This is a genomic window from Dyadobacter sp. UC 10 (genome assembly GCF_008369915.1).
Taxonomy (GTDB): domain Bacteria; phylum Bacteroidota; class Bacteroidia; order Cytophagales; family Spirosomataceae; genus Dyadobacter.
In genome coordinates this window covers 4,373,904-4,389,741 of sequence record NZ_VSRN01000001.1, presented here as the reverse complement: position 1 = coordinate 4,389,741, position 15,838 = coordinate 4,373,904, and the positions used below count along the sequence as shown (strand labels likewise).

Annotated in this window: 11 protein-coding genes; 6 read left to right on the top strand and 5 right to left on the bottom strand. The window is 49.8% G+C overall.

The genetic code is table 11. The features are described 5' to 3' along the window. Positions 1-15: 15 nt before the first annotated feature. Positions 16-2,211: a PepSY domain-containing protein gene (locus FXO21_RS18270; protein ID WP_149641432.1), complete on the top strand. Its 2,196-nt coding sequence runs from the start codon at positions 16-18 to the stop codon at positions 2,209-2,211. Here FXO21_RS18270 and FXO21_RS18265 read toward each other — a convergent pair. Then, positions 2,205-3,197: an FAD:protein FMN transferase gene (locus tag FXO21_RS18265; RefSeq protein ID WP_192579241.1), complete on the bottom strand. Its 993-nt coding sequence runs from the start codon at positions 3,195-3,197 to the stop codon at positions 2,205-2,207. The two genes, FXO21_RS18270 and FXO21_RS18265, sit on opposite strands and share 7 nt — an antisense overlap. Before the next feature lie 70 nt (positions 3,198-3,267). Here FXO21_RS18265 and FXO21_RS18260 point away from each other — a divergent pair, with 70 nt between their 5' ends. Beyond that, on the top strand, positions 3,268-4,389 hold the full coding sequence (locus tag FXO21_RS18260; RefSeq protein WP_149641431.1) for an AI-2E family transporter: 1,122 nt from the start codon (positions 3,268-3,270) through the stop codon (positions 4,387-4,389). Between the two features lie 33 nt (positions 4,390-4,422). Here FXO21_RS18260 and FXO21_RS18255 read toward each other — a convergent pair whose 3' ends face one another. The 3 genes from FXO21_RS18255 to FXO21_RS18245 all read right to left on the bottom strand — a co-directional run bounded on the left by FXO21_RS18255 (position 4,423) and on the right by FXO21_RS18245 (position 8,777). Continuing rightward, a complete protein-coding gene (locus tag FXO21_RS18255) occupies positions 4,423-5,268 on the bottom strand; it encodes a glycosyltransferase family 2 protein (protein ID WP_149641430.1) in 846 nt (281 codons plus the stop codon). 132 nt (positions 5,269-5,400) lie between these two features. Next, on the bottom strand, positions 5,401-6,387 hold the full coding sequence (locus FXO21_RS18250) for a carboxypeptidase-like regulatory domain-containing protein (protein WP_149641429.1): 987 nt from the start codon (positions 6,385-6,387) through the stop codon (positions 5,401-5,403). Between the two features lie 119 nt (positions 6,388-6,506). Continuing rightward, positions 6,507-8,777, bottom strand: a complete 2,271-nt coding sequence (locus tag FXO21_RS18245; protein WP_149641428.1) for a cation:proton antiporter domain-containing protein — start codon at positions 8,775-8,777, stop codon at positions 6,507-6,509. Positions 8,778-8,847: 70 nt separating this feature from the next. Between FXO21_RS18245 and FXO21_RS18240 the strand changes: the two genes are divergently transcribed. Further along, positions 8,848-9,111, top strand: a complete 264-nt coding sequence (locus tag FXO21_RS18240; protein ID WP_149641427.1) for a 2Fe-2S iron-sulfur cluster-binding family protein — start codon at positions 8,848-8,850, stop codon at positions 9,109-9,111. Between the two features lie 32 nt (positions 9,112-9,143). Here FXO21_RS18240 and FXO21_RS18235 read toward each other — a convergent pair whose 3' ends face one another. Next, the gene (locus tag FXO21_RS18235) at positions 9,144-10,496 is read right to left on the bottom strand and encodes a DUF6055 domain-containing protein (protein WP_192579240.1); all 1,353 of its coding nucleotides are present in this window, start codon (positions 10,494-10,496) and stop codon (positions 9,144-9,146) included. Between the two features lie 91 nt (positions 10,497-10,587). Here FXO21_RS18235 and FXO21_RS18230 point away from each other — a divergent pair, with 91 nt between their 5' ends. The 3 genes from FXO21_RS18230 (at position 10,588) to FXO21_RS18220 (ending at position 15,829) form a co-directional block, all read left to right on the top strand. Then, on the top strand, positions 10,588-11,151 hold the full coding sequence (locus tag FXO21_RS18230; RefSeq protein WP_149641426.1) for an RNA polymerase sigma-70 factor: 564 nt from the start codon (positions 10,588-10,590) through the stop codon (positions 11,149-11,151). A 113-nt stretch (positions 11,152-11,264) separates the two neighbouring features. Continuing rightward, on the top strand, positions 11,265-12,302 hold the full coding sequence (locus tag FXO21_RS18225; protein WP_149641425.1) for a FecR family protein: 1,038 nt from the start codon (positions 11,265-11,267) through the stop codon (positions 12,300-12,302). 242 nt (positions 12,303-12,544) lie between these two features. Further along, positions 12,545-15,829, top strand: coding sequence for a TonB-dependent receptor (locus FXO21_RS18220; RefSeq protein ID WP_225865746.1), 3,285 nt, complete (start codon positions 12,545-12,547; stop codon positions 15,827-15,829). The last annotated feature ends 9 nt before the right edge of the window (positions 15,830-15,838 follow it).

The window sequence follows — 15,838 nt, the reverse complement described above, 5'->3', positions numbered from 1 at the left end:
GTTCCCGAGTACTTTATGACCATTTCTATATGGAGATACAGCCATTTAGCCCTGGCTGTATCTTCTTTTCTTTTACTGGCCCTCGCCTCTGTAACCGGTATCCTGCTGGCTTTTCAGCCGATTTCTGAAAAACTGCATGCCTATCGTTCCGAGCATTTCAGCGAAGCCAGTCTTGCTACCACACTCCCCCAACTCAGGAAGCAGTACCCAGGGATCAGCGAATTGTCTGTCGACGCGAACGGGTTTGTGCAGGTAAAAGGCAGCGACAAGGACGGCAAAAAACTGCTGGCCTACATTGATCCCATGAATGGCAGGATACTCGGGGTTCCCGAGCCTGAAAGTGAATTTTTTGAATGGGTCACAGCGTTGCACCGGTCACTTTTTTTGCACGAGGCAGGCCGCTTTTTCGTGGGCCTGACCGCATTTCTGCTTTTGCTGATCACGATTTCAGGTACTATGCTGATCGTGCAGCGGCAGCGCGGCTTCAAACGTTTTTTTACTAAAATTGTAAGAGAAAACTTTGCGCAATACTACCACGTGGTACTGGGCAGGCTCTCCCTGGTCCCGATCTTTATCATTGCTTTGAGCGGCACTTACCTGTCGCTGGCGCGTTTTGGCCTTATTGAAACACCACCGATTTCCTCAGACGTAAATTTTGACGAGATCCGCGCGGAGCCTGAGAAAAATGCAGCTGATTTTGAGATCTTTAAAATAATAAAACTTTCAGAAGTACAAACCATTGAATTTCCCTTTTCGGAAGATCCGGAGGACTATTACACACTGAAATTAAAAGACAGGGAAGTTACAGTAAATCAGATCACCGGCGACGTTCTGACCCAGGTCAAATACCCTGCCGCCGCCATACTGACCCAGCTCAGCCTCGACCTGCATACCGGTCGCACGAATGCGATCTGGGCAGTTGTACTGGCGATTGCTTCCGCCAATATCCTCTTTTTCATCTATTCCGGATTTGCGATCACGTTCAAGCGTCGCGCGGGGCGTGTAAAAAACAGGTACACCGCCGCTGAAAGCGAATATATTATCCTCGTAGGCTCGGAAAATGGCAGCACTTTCGGCTTTGCCAATGCAATCCACAAACAACTGATCAGCGGCGGAAAAACTGCTTTCGTGACCGAGCTCAACAATTATACTGTCTTTCCGAAAGCTTCCCATATCATGGTGATGTCGGCGACATACGGGCTGGGCAACCCTCCTACCAATGCGTCTCAGTTTGCCAAATTACTTGAAAAACATCCGCAGCCCAATCCGGTCCGTTACTCGGTGATAGGTTTCGGCTCGCACGGTTACCCCGATTTCTGCAAGTTCGCTTTTGAGACTGACCATCTGCTTGCAAAGCAAAAGTGGGCGGTGCCGATGCTGGAAATCCATACCGTGAATGATAAATCTCCCGAAGAGTTCGGGCAGTGGGCTACTACCTGGTCGCAGCACGCCGGGATTCCGCTCACGGTCAGCAGTGGGTCGCTCACTGTCAGGAATGAACGCCCGCAATCTTTGGCAGTTGTTGAAAAAACGCAGATTAATAACCCGGGAGAGGCATTTTTAATACGTCTCAGACCCAGGCGGCGGGCTGGCTTCACTTCCGGCGACCTCCTTGCCATTTACCCTGCCAGCGATCACCGCGAGCGGTTGTATTCGATCGGAAAAATCGGAAGCGATATGCAGCTGAGCGTGAAAATGCATGAGAATGGGCTTGGCTCTGAATACCTGTACAGTCTGAACGCCGGCAGTGTGATCAATGCACGCATTGTGAGCAATGCCCACTTTCATTTCCCCCAAAATGCTGCGGCTGTTTTGATGATCTCCAACGGAACAGGGATCGCTCCTTTTCTGGGAATGATCGATCAGCAAAAACCGAATGCAGATACTTACCTGTACTGCGGGTTTCGCGACCAGGCTTCTTTTGCGATTTATAAATCTGCAATCGATAAAAATCTGGCAGATCATAAGCTGCGCGGTCTGCATATTGCTTATTCGCGGGAGGGCGGGAAACAATATGTCAGGGATTTGCTTGTCAGAGATGAAGCCCTGGTGGCTGAGATATTGGAAAAAGAAGGGGTAATCATGCTTTGCGGCTCTTTGTCCATGCAAAATAATGTGATCGGGCTCCTCGAACAGATCTGCCAGAGCAGACTGGGCAAAAGTGTGAGCTACTATCAGTCCCGGAGCCAGATTTTAATGGACTGCTACTGATCTGTTTTGTATTTTGAAATATCGAAATTTCCCGAAGTCAACACCTTACCTTCGTCGGTGATCAGCAGGCAGCTGAATTCCGGAAAGCGGCCAAGGAATTCGAGACCGGCTTTTTCTCCCATCACCATGATCGACGTACTGAAACCATTCGCCTGTTCGGCGCCGGGGCCGAAGATTGTGACGCTTGTCAGGCCAGTCGCGGGATAGCCGGTTGCAGGGTTGATAATGTGCGAATAGCGTTTGCCGTTAAAAATCACATATTTTTCATAGCTCCCCGAGGTCACCACTGCACCTTCACGCAGGGGCACCACCGCAAAAAGCTCGCCCGACTGCGCAGGGTCGTTGATCCCGATCACCCAATCACTGCCGTCGGGTTGCTTTCCCCAGGCGCTCATATCGCCGGAACCATTCACGATACCGGCTTTGATGCCTTTTGCCAGCATCATCTTTCTGCATTTATCGGTTGCATATCCCTCCCCGAGTGCACCAAACCCTATTTTCATCCCTTTCTTTTTCAGGAAAATGGTCAGGTTCTCACGGTCGAGTACAATGTTCCTGTACCCTACCTTTTCCACCGATTTCCTGATTGCCGCTTCGGAAGGCATTTTTGTCATGGAACCATCGAATCTCCATATCCTGTCCATGGCCGCGAAACTGATATCGAAAGCGCCATTGGTCAGTTTCGAAAGCGCGAGCGCGCGTTCGGTCAGCTCGAAAACTTCCTGATCTACTTTGACCGGGCGGATACCCGCCTGGGCATTTACCTGAGAAACCTGGGAAGCGGGTTTCCAGTCCGAGATCAGATTTTCAATTCTGGTGATTTCCGCGATAACCGTGTCAATGTTGTTTTCGGCAGCCAGGGAATCGTTTGCTACAATGGTAATATCAAACCTTCCGCCCATCAGCAGGGTGGTCCTTTTCCGGAAAACCTGTGCTTGGGCGGTGAGCGTCCCAAGAAGAATAGCTGCAATCAGTAGTTTTTTCATGCCCGACAAAAAACCAAAGATACCTCCTGGCACCAAATTAATAGTGTTTCCTGTTATAACCACTGTTCAAATGATAAGACTTTCTGATTACAGCCGAAACGTCAATGTGGCGGCATCTTTGCTAAGCCTCGTATTGATCATTGCCCTGCTCTACGTGCTGCAAGGCGTACTGGTACCCCTGATGTTCTCGATCCTGCTGGCCATTTCGCTCTTCCCTATCACCCGCTTTTTTGAAAAATACAAAGTCAACCGGGCTACCGCTTCAATATTATCCGTCATTATCGCCATTATAGTCATCGGGTTTCTGGTCTGGTTCATCGTGCATCAGGTGATCGTGATCGGTGCCAATGGCAGCGACATGCAGGTCCGATTCATGCATATTCTGGAAACCATTCAAAAGTGGGTAACCATGCGCTTTGGTGTGGAAGAAGGGGAAATTACGAAGCAGATTACCGCATTTTCGAATCGGGTAGTCAGCAATGCGGGCGTGATCATCAGTACCGCATTCGGCTCCGTGGGTGGTATCCTGGCCAGCGTGATCATTGTACCATTATTTACCTTCTTCCTGCTTTACTACCGCGATTTCTTCCGTGAATTTTTCTTTCACGCATTCGCCTCTGCTTCCAAGGAGGTAGTGAGCCAGGTGCTCGACAAGATCTACTATGTAGTTCAGAGCTACCTGGTAGGGTTAGTGACGGTAATGGGCATTGTCGCGATTCTCAATACGGTGGGATTACTCGTTATGGGCATACCCTACGCCTGGTTTTTTGGCATTCTGGCCTCCCTGCTGATGTTGCTCCCCTACATTGGGATTGCGATCGGGTCGGTACTTCCGGCGTTGTTTGCCCTGGCCACCAAGGATAGTGCCTGGTATGCAGTAGGCGTGGTGGCGTGGTTTCAAGTTGTACAGTTTCTGGAAGGCAACTTTCTCACGCCCAACATTGTGGGCGGCAAAGTGAGTATTAATCCACTCATGGCCCTTGTAGGATTACTGCTTGGCGGTATGCTGTTCGGTCTTGCCGGGCTGATCCTTGCGCTGCCTATCACCGCAGTTTTAAAGGTCGTGTTTGATGCGGTACCTTCTATGAAAGCATTCGGGTTCCTGATCGGAGAGCCCGAGCAGTACCACCTGAAACGTTTTTCCGGAAAGATCATCATGAAGCGGTGGAAAATTCCTGCAAAGGATGCCTGAGTAAGAAGATCCGGGAAACGGGTGAAAACATACCTATGAAGTTTTGGCCCTGGCCAGAACTTCCAGTATCGTTCTGTCTTCCACGCGGTTCGACTCCCCATCGTGATAGTAAAATTCGTCGAGTTTCCGTTCGCGTTTCGTGTCGCTGATGCCCCTTTTGATCTTTTCCTGATATTCTTCCAGTGAGCGGCAATAGTAGTGGTTAAGCTGAACGGTATCAATGCTCGGCTCCGCAAAAGAATCTTCGATTTTGATTAAATGCTCATTGACACAGAAATAACCAGGCTTGTATTTGAAACAATGCGACTTGAACGCCGACTGCACATACCTGGGCTGCACGACGCTTTTGATGTGTTTATTGGCTAGAAAATCAATATCCGAGCGTTTTGTAAAACTTTCAAGCTGGCCTCCCAAAGGCCTGGTTTTATGCCCGTTAGAGCCAAAGATCAGCCAGCTCAGACCGAGCCCTCCGTAAGGCTCATAACCTTTCAATTGCCGGGTAAAATCAGCATCGCCTGTTTTCGGGACAATAAATTCGTCGGTATCGATAAAGCCTATCCACCGCGAACTGTTGCCGAAATGATCCAGACAATGCTGATAAGCTTTCACGTGCTTGTTCCTCCCTGGAATTTCTGTAACTGTAACAATATCAGCCAATCCCAGTGAATCGATCGTTTCTGCAATAGGCTTTTTGCTCCCGTTGTCGTAAATAAAAAAATGCGTCACTCCGATTTTCCGGTGATAGTCCAGCCACTCCGCCAGGTAATCGTTTTCGTCTTTGACAATGCAGCAAAGCGATAAATAATGCGAATCATCCGCAATGCGCTGGCCTCCGTTTGAAGTAAAAAGTTTCGAAAAAAGGGACTTGATGGAAAACATTTATCAGATTTTATGTCGGCAAAAAAAAGCATATGTGCACGGCGCATTTCTGTCACCGAAGGTACCTACTTTCAATTTGTTCACAAAATCCAGTCAGCCGGACTGCATATTTCCCTCTTGCGATCCGCTTTCCTACTCCACCCTTTCAAGCTGTATGTCGACTGCCTGCCAGTTTCCGCGGTGCGCCGGAACCATTCCCGGAGTTACCTGGAAGGATGGCGTAAACAATACGCTCGCTGATCCGATTGCCTTTGCAGGTTTGAGCCCAAACTTCGGGTATGCATTTGCGTAGGGACCAACGACTTTCATTTGAAGCTCTTCCCCACCGCGCAGCTTCGCTTTTATCGTGTATTTCCCAATGGGTATATTTAAAATCATCGCTCTCGAATAGCCGATCTTTTTGTAAACTTTAAATGATTTTGTCTCTCCGTAATACCCTTTTCCTTCCGGGATCAGGTCAATTTCTATCTCACCGTCGGGTGGGAGGTAATTAGGTACATTGTTATCCCAATCCACCTGATAATCAATACTAATCGCGCCGCCATAATAATTGGAAGGGTTACCGGGCTGCTGTAAAACTTCGTCCTTATCCCCCACCCCGAATGACTGCTGCACAAAGTTCTTCACCATCCCGGTTTCGGAAGCAAACCCGGAAGTATTGTCATCGGCCGGGGTAAGTCCCACCACCGCTCTGCTGGTGCCGTAGTCAATGGTATAACCCGTCGCATAATAATGCACCGCTCCGTAGGGCAGATTAATTTCATAGTACCCGTTTTCATCCGATTCCGCAGAAGCCCCTGAATAGGATCCACCTACAAGTGTTACACGTGCACCTATATACGCACCCTTGATCGGCTTACCGGCCAGGTCGGCCACATAACCGCGCAGAAATCCTTTCTTCACTTGCAGCGAGGGGAATTTGGGAGATCGCGGCTGCATATCACCCATTACATTTACCTCGTATTCGTTGCCTTCGATAGAGAAAGTTTCATGCCCGCCGATTACCGGCAGTTCCGGCTGATCGGGCCAGCCTTGCTCCTCGCCCGGCACCACGTCCGGGTCGGTAGTGGTGCAGCCTGCCAATAACAGCGCTGACCAAAATAATTGCTTCAATTTCATTTTTCGCGACTAATAGTTAATGATTGCCGCGAAGTTAGAGCGCTTGTTCCCGGAAATGAATTCCCGTCGACATACGTCATTTCCCCGGCGACAAACACCATTAGTCCTCCTCCACAAACCTAAGCCCGGACCACCAGCACCGATGGGGAATGCAAAAGCCAGGGGCTGTGCGCATGGACAGCTTGCTGCCAGCTTTGGTAGCTGATCAGCATCAGGTCCAGCTTCTGCAGAAAATCTTTTTCGAGTCCGTTTTCATTGTAAAATTCAATCTGCCCGGGCGAGTCGGTTTGCATTTGCAGGATAGTATCGCGGATCCCTGGTTCGTGCCCCATCAGTCCCGTCGGGTCCATGATCGTAATCCGCATTTTATCGTCACTGGTCAGCCTGGCTGCAAATGCAAGCAGGAACTGATCGGAAGCGTTGAAAACCGGGATGAAGATATGCTCGGTTCTGGTCAGGTTCTTGTCAATCAATAAAGCAACCGGCACTTTCACCGACCTGATCACATGACTCGTGCGGTCGTCGAAAATTTCAGTGTGAAACAGCTTTTCTTTGCCGGTAATGGTGTCAAAAAGGCGGACCGGGCTGATGATTTTATTGGTAAAACCCAACAATTTTCCCAGAAAGGTCCCTTCAAATACGCCGTGACCAATGCCCATCATCAAAAGATCAAAATCACCCTTGTTGGCGGATTCAATGATGTCGTGTTCTATATCCTGTGAAGGTTTGAACAGCGTCGTAACAGGCACTTTCAGCATTTCGGCCTCTTCTGTTACCGGCCTGAAGGTTTCGGTCTCATACTCCTGCGTATCGACCTGGCTTAAATAGCTGCTCGGGGAGAGATGCAGTGCGGTCAGATTTTTTGTCACCTGGCGGGTAACGAGCAGACTGGCGAGTTTGAGCATTTTCCGCCCGCTTTGCGGACTTGCAAAGGCGATCAGCACCGAAAAACGGTCGCCCGCAGAGCCGGCCGAATCCAGCACCGTTTTTTCTTCGGGCATGAACCGATCGATCAGATCGAGGGCAGGACCTGTCATGCAGGTAGTGAGCAGCGCCATGATAACCATCATGGTAAATATTTGCGGAGAAAGTACACCAATATCATATCCGATATTCAGAACCACCAGCTCCATCAGCCCACGGGTATTCATCAGCGAGCCAATGATCAGACTGTCCCGCCAGCTTTGCTTCACAAAACGGGCGGCCACCGCGCTTCCGATAAACTTACCGACCACAGCCGCCAGCATGATAATGCCGGTCATTTTCCACAGATAGAGATCGTTCAATAGGCCAACCTGGGTACGTAATCCGGTAAATACGAAGAACAAAGGCAGCAGCAAAACCATAGAAACGTCTTCTACCTTTTCAATGAAAATATTCCTGAATTTATGGTTCGAAGGCATGATCACCCCTGCCATAAACGCCCCGAACAGTGCATGAATGCCGATAACCTCGGTGCTGTATGCCGAGGCCAGCAGTACCACAAAGAAGATGGCAACTACGGGCTTGGTTAACCCCTCCTTATAATCGTAGTGATCCCCCAGCCTTTTCAGGAAAGGTTTGACCACATTCAACATCAGCAAAACGTACGCAACAGCCAGCAAAATGGTGTAAACGGAGCTTACAAAAGAACCCGCTTTCACGATCGCGATTACCGCCGCCAGGATACACCAGGCGGTGATATCGTCGGTAGCGGCACAGGTAATGACCATCATACCCAATCTGGTTTTCGACAGCCCCCGCTCCTGAACGATCCGTGCAAGTACCGGGAATGCCGTGACACTCAACGCAATACCTGTAAACAAAGAAAAAGAAAGAAAACTGATCCCTTCCGGCGCAAACTCCTGATAAAGCAAAAGCGCCAGCCCGACGCCGAGGGCAAAAGGCAGAACAATACTGGCGTGACTGATCACAATCGCCTCCTTTGCCTTGGTTTTCAACACTTTGAGATCCAACTCCATACCGATGATGAACATAAAAAGGATCAACCCGATCTGGCTCAGAAATTGCAGGTTACTAAGTGAGGCTTTTGGAAAAAGAAATGCTGAAAACTCTGGAAAGAGCGTGCCCACAAGTGAAGGGCCCAGAAACAACCCCGCAGCAGTTTCGCCAATTACAGTAGGCTGACCAATTTTTTTACAAAACCACCCGAACACACGGGCAACTATGATAATCGTGATGATCTGTAAAAGAAGGATCGCCAGCGGACTTGTAAGATCATGCAAAAGTGTGCCGCGGAACTGCTCCAGAGAGGAAGTAGTCTGTGCCGGTATAATGGCAGCGCCCGAAGGGTTTTCCAGCTTTTGGCCTTCCGTTATAAACCAGTAAACTGCCCCGGAAAAAACGGCCAGCGTGATTACATAGAAAAGTATATTGCGCAGATTTTTCATGAGATCGTTGGAGTGAAGATCCGCAAAATACGAAAGGTGATCTCAAAAAAGGGTAAAAAATGGCTATTTTATGGAACCAGGCCTCATAAATTTTACAGTAATATACCGGGAGCAATCGCATGAAGTACAGGTTCCGAAAGGCCGGTACTTTTCATTGATGAGCCTTTTATCCGATTATCTGCACCTTTCCGGCTTCGGGATTTGTTCCGGCATGGGAAGCTGCGGGACCTGCGAAGTATACATTCGCGGACGGATCGTACCGGCCTGCACCATTCCGGTCGACGACGCGCTGGCCGGCAGTATCATCAATATTGATGCAGCGAATGCACGCTGAGTTGTTGCAGCAATCAGAATGCACACAATACCCTATTCTGTCTGGGCGATGGAAGTCCCGCTCAATCGGATCTGGTACGGCCACTGTTCTTCCGGCGCGACGGTTTTTTGCCTGCCAAACGGGACTACCCAGTGTTCGGTAGGCGCGCCACTCACAACCAGCCACAAATTTTGGGTATCGGCCGGTACTTTGAACTTCAATTTCCCTTTCGCTTCGCGCGACATTTTGCCGTAAACACGGGTACCGTCCTTTTGAAATGCTACGAAGCCGTAGCGCCACCCTGCATGACCGGATTTATAATCACTATACCCCTTCGCACCCGCAATGCCCTCAAATTCAGGCGTTACCATTTTAACCGAAGCCGGGACAGTCAATGCAATTCCGTTGTAGCCATAATTTTGCGGGCAATTTGCTGAATCCACCTTCCACCAGCCTCCCTTCGCAGGATTAAGCCTGGTCGAATGCTGGTTGGCATATCGGGCGGCCTCTTTTGCAACCCTTTTCAAATCCCAGGTCATAAACCTGCCTGCTGCCTCAAACATTTCGTCATTGAATTTCTCCTGACTCACGCCTGTCAGCCTTTTATAGGTCATTACCGGATCTTCCCCTTCCTGCGTCGACCGGCATAATTCCCCGAAAAACGTCTTTCCATGCTTTTCAGACCAATATTCGAGCACATAAGGCGAATGGTACATATTCTGCGGATGCAGGAATGCGTAATGCGTTTTTTTGAGGTAACTTTTTAAATGGTAGTTCTCAAATGTCATCCATTCAGGATAAACCTGCCATAACATGTATTGCGCCGACATTTCCATAATCGGTCCGCGCGGGCCTGCCTTGCTGTCTGACCGGGACATATATTGAAATGCGTGGCCAAGCTCATGCGCCAGCGCCCCGTAAGGTGCTTTTGACATCCTTACGGCCGGAGTCCACAGTATACCGATCTTATTTTCAACACCGCCGCCAAATGCAGTCTGCTCGTCCCCGCCGATCACGTACAGAATCATTTTATATCTGTCTGTCAGCGAGTTACCTTTCTGCACCAGTTTAAGCTCGTTAACATAGTAACCATAAAACCGCTCGCACTCTTTCAGGGCCTCGTTGACATCAAACCTTTTCGCTGAATCGGCATTTTTTGCAGGGTCAGCACCGAATTCCCTGTGCCAGAAAATGGCGATATTGGGCGACTGCACCATGCGCTGGTAACTGAATTCGCTTTCATTGCTATGGTAATCATTGCCATCGGGGACACGCATTACTTTGCCAGGCAGGTAAAGCGATTTTTCACCGGTTGCACTCTGCTGCGCGCTGACGACCGGACTGCGCAAAACGAGCAGGTAACAAAGGAATTTGAATAAAATGGTGAACGAACGGTAGCATTTCATCACTTCAAAGCTTTATGGTTGTATGGAAATGCAAAATATGCAGTTTTCCCAGCGCTTGTTCCGCAGCCGCATTGATGTGTTAAAATAGGTAATGAAACGGTTAAAATACATTCCAAAAGCTGACCCTGCCGATTCTGCCTTTCCAATCAGCAGAAAAGAGTTCGAGGCGGTTTACCGGGAGAACTGGCGTGAGCTGTACGATTTTGCTGTTGCCAAAACCCACGACAAGGACGTAGCGGAAGAAATCGTGCAGGCGCTTTTTGTGAATATTTGGGAAAAACGGGACCAGCTCCTCATTTCCAATCTGAGAAGCTATCTGTTCGTTTCGGTCCGCAACAGGATCATCGACCACTATAAAGAGCGGATCTTCTCCGACCTCAACTCCGCGTCCGACACCACCGCACCGGACTACCCTCTTTTTCTGGACGAACTCGAAGCTGCGATCAGCGAAGCAATGAGCCAGCTTCCGGAAAAGACCCGGGATATCTTTCTGCTCAACCGTTTTGAAGGAAAATCAGCATCCGAGATTGCCGACAAACTGCACCTCCCCCCGCGCACGGTCGAGTACCACATTACCCAGGCGCTGCGTAAATTGAGGGAAAGCCTGCGTAAGAGCATCACCATGCTTCTGATTTTTATAAATATCATATTTTAAAGAAAATTTGGCGTTTATGAGTTTTAACTTATAAACTTTCCAGGAAAAAATTATCCGATTTGCGGTGGGGCGCTGCTTTTCAGTCTTACTAGAAAGGCTCCCATCCATTTCGTATGAGCAAAAAAAACTTCTACCAATTACTTGATCGTTACCGCGCCGGAAATTGCACCGACCAGGAAAGCCGGCTTGTGGAGCAATGGTTTGCAATGCTCGACGAAGAAGTGCCCGAACGTAGCGCGGAAGAGAACAAGGCGATCGAAGAGCGGATCTGGCATTCGATCCTCGCCAATGAAGATACCGGGGCCGAAGTACCTGCTTATTCATTTCCGTTGTGGAAATGGGCCGCGGCGGCTGTGCTGGTTTTAGGGATAGGACTGGCCGGGTATCAGGTACTTTTGAAAAAAACTCTTCCTGTCGCCACTATTGAAAAGACACTGCCTGACAACCTGATCACTTACATTAATAAAAGTACGCAGCCCGAAACCGTCACATTGCCCGACAGTTCGGTGCTGCGATTGTCTCCGGGAACCAAAATCTCCTACCGTGCCGGCCTGGCAGGGAAGAACAGAGAGGTATACCTGGCGGGAAGGGCTTTTTTCGATGTATTCCACGATACGGGAAGGCCATTTCTAGTCCACACCGGCGAGGTGGTGACCAAGGTGCTCGGAACCAGTTTCTGGGTGGAAGGAAGCAATAACAACAGCGCCATTGAAGTGTCGGTCGTGACGGGGAAAGTTTCTGTATCGAAAAAAACGAATGGGGAAGCCGACCTGAACAGTAAGGTCAAAGATGGTGTGATCCTGACGGCCAATCAGCGCGTCAAGTACTCCCACGAAACGCATGCATTTGAAACAGGTCTGGTAGCCAACCCTCAGCCTGTGGCCAGTACGGCGAAAGGAGGATCAGCGCCGGCCACATTCGTATTCCAGGACACTCATTTCATTGATGTGATTGAAAAACTGGAAAAATCTTTCGGGGTAGAGATCATCCTCGGTAACGATGCTATGCGCGAATGCCTTTTCACTGCCGACATTACGCAGGAACCTTTATTTACCAAACTGGACCTGCTATGTGCCGCAGTGAATGCAACTTATGAAGTACGTGGAACCCGCATTCTGATCAGCGGAAACGGATGTGCGCCAACTCAATAAGCAGCAGATTCTTTAATATAAAAAAGAGCCGAACGTGTTACCAGCACATTCGACTCTTCAAGATTTCCCCTCTTTTCCCCGGCATTTGGAAGACGTCAAGGGAGCGAGTGGGGCTTTGTTAAACCTTTTCACAGTCCTAAACAAAACATGTAAAAGTAATGAAAAACCGAATACGTCTCCATCCTCTCTTGATTCATATTATGAGGATCAGCTTCTTACAGTCTGTTCTAGCTTTTTTGACAATGACCTTTGCCTACTCGCACAGCGGGCATTCGCAGGATCTTCTGGACCGTTCGGTCACGATCCGGATGGAGAATACCCCGGTCAGTAAGGTGCTGTCGCGCATTGAGCAGCAGGCCAGGGTAAGGTTTGTATATAGTTCCAATACCATTGGTGCCAGCAGAAAGGTAACCGTAAATGCAGTGAACCTGCGCCTTTCCGAAGTTTTGGACCTGACCCTTAATCCCCTAAATATCACTTACAAGCTGGTAGGCGGACAAATCATGCTGCAAAACCTGCCGGCAGAAACCGCACCCTCTCCGGCACAGGCAGAAGAACCAAAACCTGCCGACCGGAAAGTATCAGGTAAGGTTTCCGATGCCAAAGGGGCTCCGCTGCCCGGCGTGAGCATTGTGGTGAAGGGTACGCAGCAGGGTACCAGCAGCGACGCCGATGGCAACTTTTCGGTGGTTGTAGCCGACGATAATGCCAGTCTGATCTTCTCTTTTGTGGGCTATATCAGTCAGGAAGTGGCCGTGGGCACGCAGTCGAACATTGAAATTGCTTTGAAGGAAGATGAAAAATCACTGGATGAACTGGTGGTAGTAGGTTATGGAAAGCAATCCACGCGCCAGCTTTCCAGCTCGGTTTCCACGGTGAGCGGGAAGGATTTTGCCGATTTGCCGGTTTCCCAGTTTTCGCAGAAATTACAGGGAAAGCTTGCAGGCGTACAGATCTCGCAAACTACGGGAACGCCCGGCTCGGGCATGGCGATACGGATCCGCGGCGCGGCGTCGATCACCGCAGGGGCCGATCCGCTTTATGTGGTTGACGGTAACCCGATCGTAGGCGGTATTGCCAATATCAACCCTAACGAAATTGAATCGATCAGTGTTTTGAAAGATGCTTCCGCCACGGCCTTATATGGTTCAAGAGCCGCGAACGGGGTTGTTTTAATTGAAACAAAAAAGGCGGTGCCGGGTAAAACGCGCATTGATTACAGTACTTACATCGGTGCCCAGCAGGTACCGCAACGCGGCCGGCCGGATATGATGAACGCGCAGGAATTTGCGACCTGGCGGAAAGAAATGGCAGAGGAAAGAGGCTTGCCCGTTGATCCTGCTTTCCAGAATCCCCAGCAATATGGCGAAGGTACCGACTGGTACGATGCCATCACGCGCACTGCATTGATGCAGGACCACAGCCTGAGCCTGAGTACCGGCACCGAAAAATTCAGTACCACGGCAACAGCCGGTTTTTTACAGCAGGATGGTGTGATCCTGGGCTCCGGTTACAAACGCTATTCGCTTCGCGTAAACACCAATTTTCGCCCGCACGAAAAGCTGAATATCGGTATCAACGTCGCGCCGACTTACTCCACGAACTCGAATACGGGCGTCGATGGCGTGGGCAGCATAGTGAACGAAACGCTGCAAACTACTCCGCTCGCACCGCTTAGAAACCCGGATGGTTCCCTCACACTGACAGCCACTTCTCCCGGTATGTTTCCGACTCCAAACTATGCCCGTACACTAACAGACCGCGTTGTTGACAACAGCGACACACGGATTCTGGCGAATCTTTTTGCGGAATACCAGATCACGAAAGAGCTTTCTTTCAAGACTTCGGCCAATATTGACAAAGGCGATGGTAGGAGTTTTGCATTCAATGGATTGACGACGGGTGCGCGGGGTACCGGCTTGTACAAAGTCCCTTTTTCCAAACTAAATCAGTCGAAGTATCTTTCCTGGGTTAATGAAAACATCCTGACGTTCCAAAAGAATGTAGGCGACCACAACTTTGATGCGATCGTAGGTTTTACTGCGCAGCGTTACAGAACTGACACAAGCAATATCAACGGAAACAACTATCCCGACGATAAAGTAAAAACGATCGCTGCCGCGGGTACGGTCACGGCTTCGAGCAGCATTCAGGAGTGGAGCCTGCTCTCCTATCTGGCGCGGGTGAATTACAATTACAAAGGCAAATACCTGCTTTCTGCGTCGATCCGCCGCGATGGTTCTTCGCGCTTCGGGACGCGCAATCGCTGGGGTAACTTTCCTTCCGTTTCTGCGGGCTGGATTTTGAGTGAAGAAGAGTTTCTGTCTGATATTCAAACCATTTCCTTCCTGAAACTTCGCGCGAGCTGGGGTATTGCGGGTAATTTCAATATCGGTAACTACACCCATATTCCAACGATCTCTACTGCCAATTATGTGTTTGGAAAAACCGTCGCCGGCGGCCGCCGGGTGGACAACCTGGCCGATCAGGGTATTGGATGGGAAAGCAACGAGCAATTCAATATCGGTCTCGACCTGAACCTGTTCAAGGACCGGATCAATTTCACCTATAACTATTACCGCAAAAAAACGAGCGACCTGCTTTTCAATGTGCGGGTGCCGCGGGCTTCGGGTTATGCCAATATCCAGACCAATATCGGCGAGCTGCGTTTCTGGGGCCACGAGTTCTCTGTCAATACTGTGAATGTGCAGAATAGCGCGCTCCGCTGGACTACCGATTTCAATATCTCGTTCGACCGCAACCGGGTGAAGTCGATGGGGACAAAAACCAATGAGCTGATCACGGGATCAGGCAGCGGACTCATAGGCGGCGACCACGTGACGCGCGTCGGCTACCCGATCGGAATGCTTTACGGTATGCAGCACGAGGGGGTTTACAAAAACCAGGAAGAATACGACAACTCACCCAAGCACAGTACTTCCCAGGTAGGTACCGCCAAGTTTAAGGACGTCAATGGCGACGGGATCATCACAGTCGACGACGCGACGATCATCGGTAACCCCCATCCTGACTTCATTTTTGGTATGACCAATAACCTTTCCTATAAAAACTTTGACTTTTCACTCACTTTATCAGGCACTTATGGAAACGACGTGGTGCGCGGTGCAGAACAGACACTGACCAACCTGGACGGCGTATTCAATGTACTGGCCAATGTAAAAGACAGATGGAGATCACCTGAAAACCCGGGAAGCGGCCGGTACGGAAGTCTGGAAGCAGGCACCACTTACCTGGAACGCGACTGGTGGGGAAGCCAGATGATGTACGACGCTAGCCACATTTCGATAAACAATATCACGCTCGGCTACACGATCCCGCTCAAAAGTAGCGCTGCGATCAAGCGGCTACGCGCTTATGCAAGCATTCAGCAGGCGCACATTTTCACCAAATATCCGGGCGCCAACCCGCAGGTGAGCCTCAGTCAGAGCACAACAGGTTTAGGGATTGATGGCGGTTCCTACCCTGTTCCGCGCACCTATTCACTCGGCTTCAATGTAGGTTTTTAAATTTTTGGA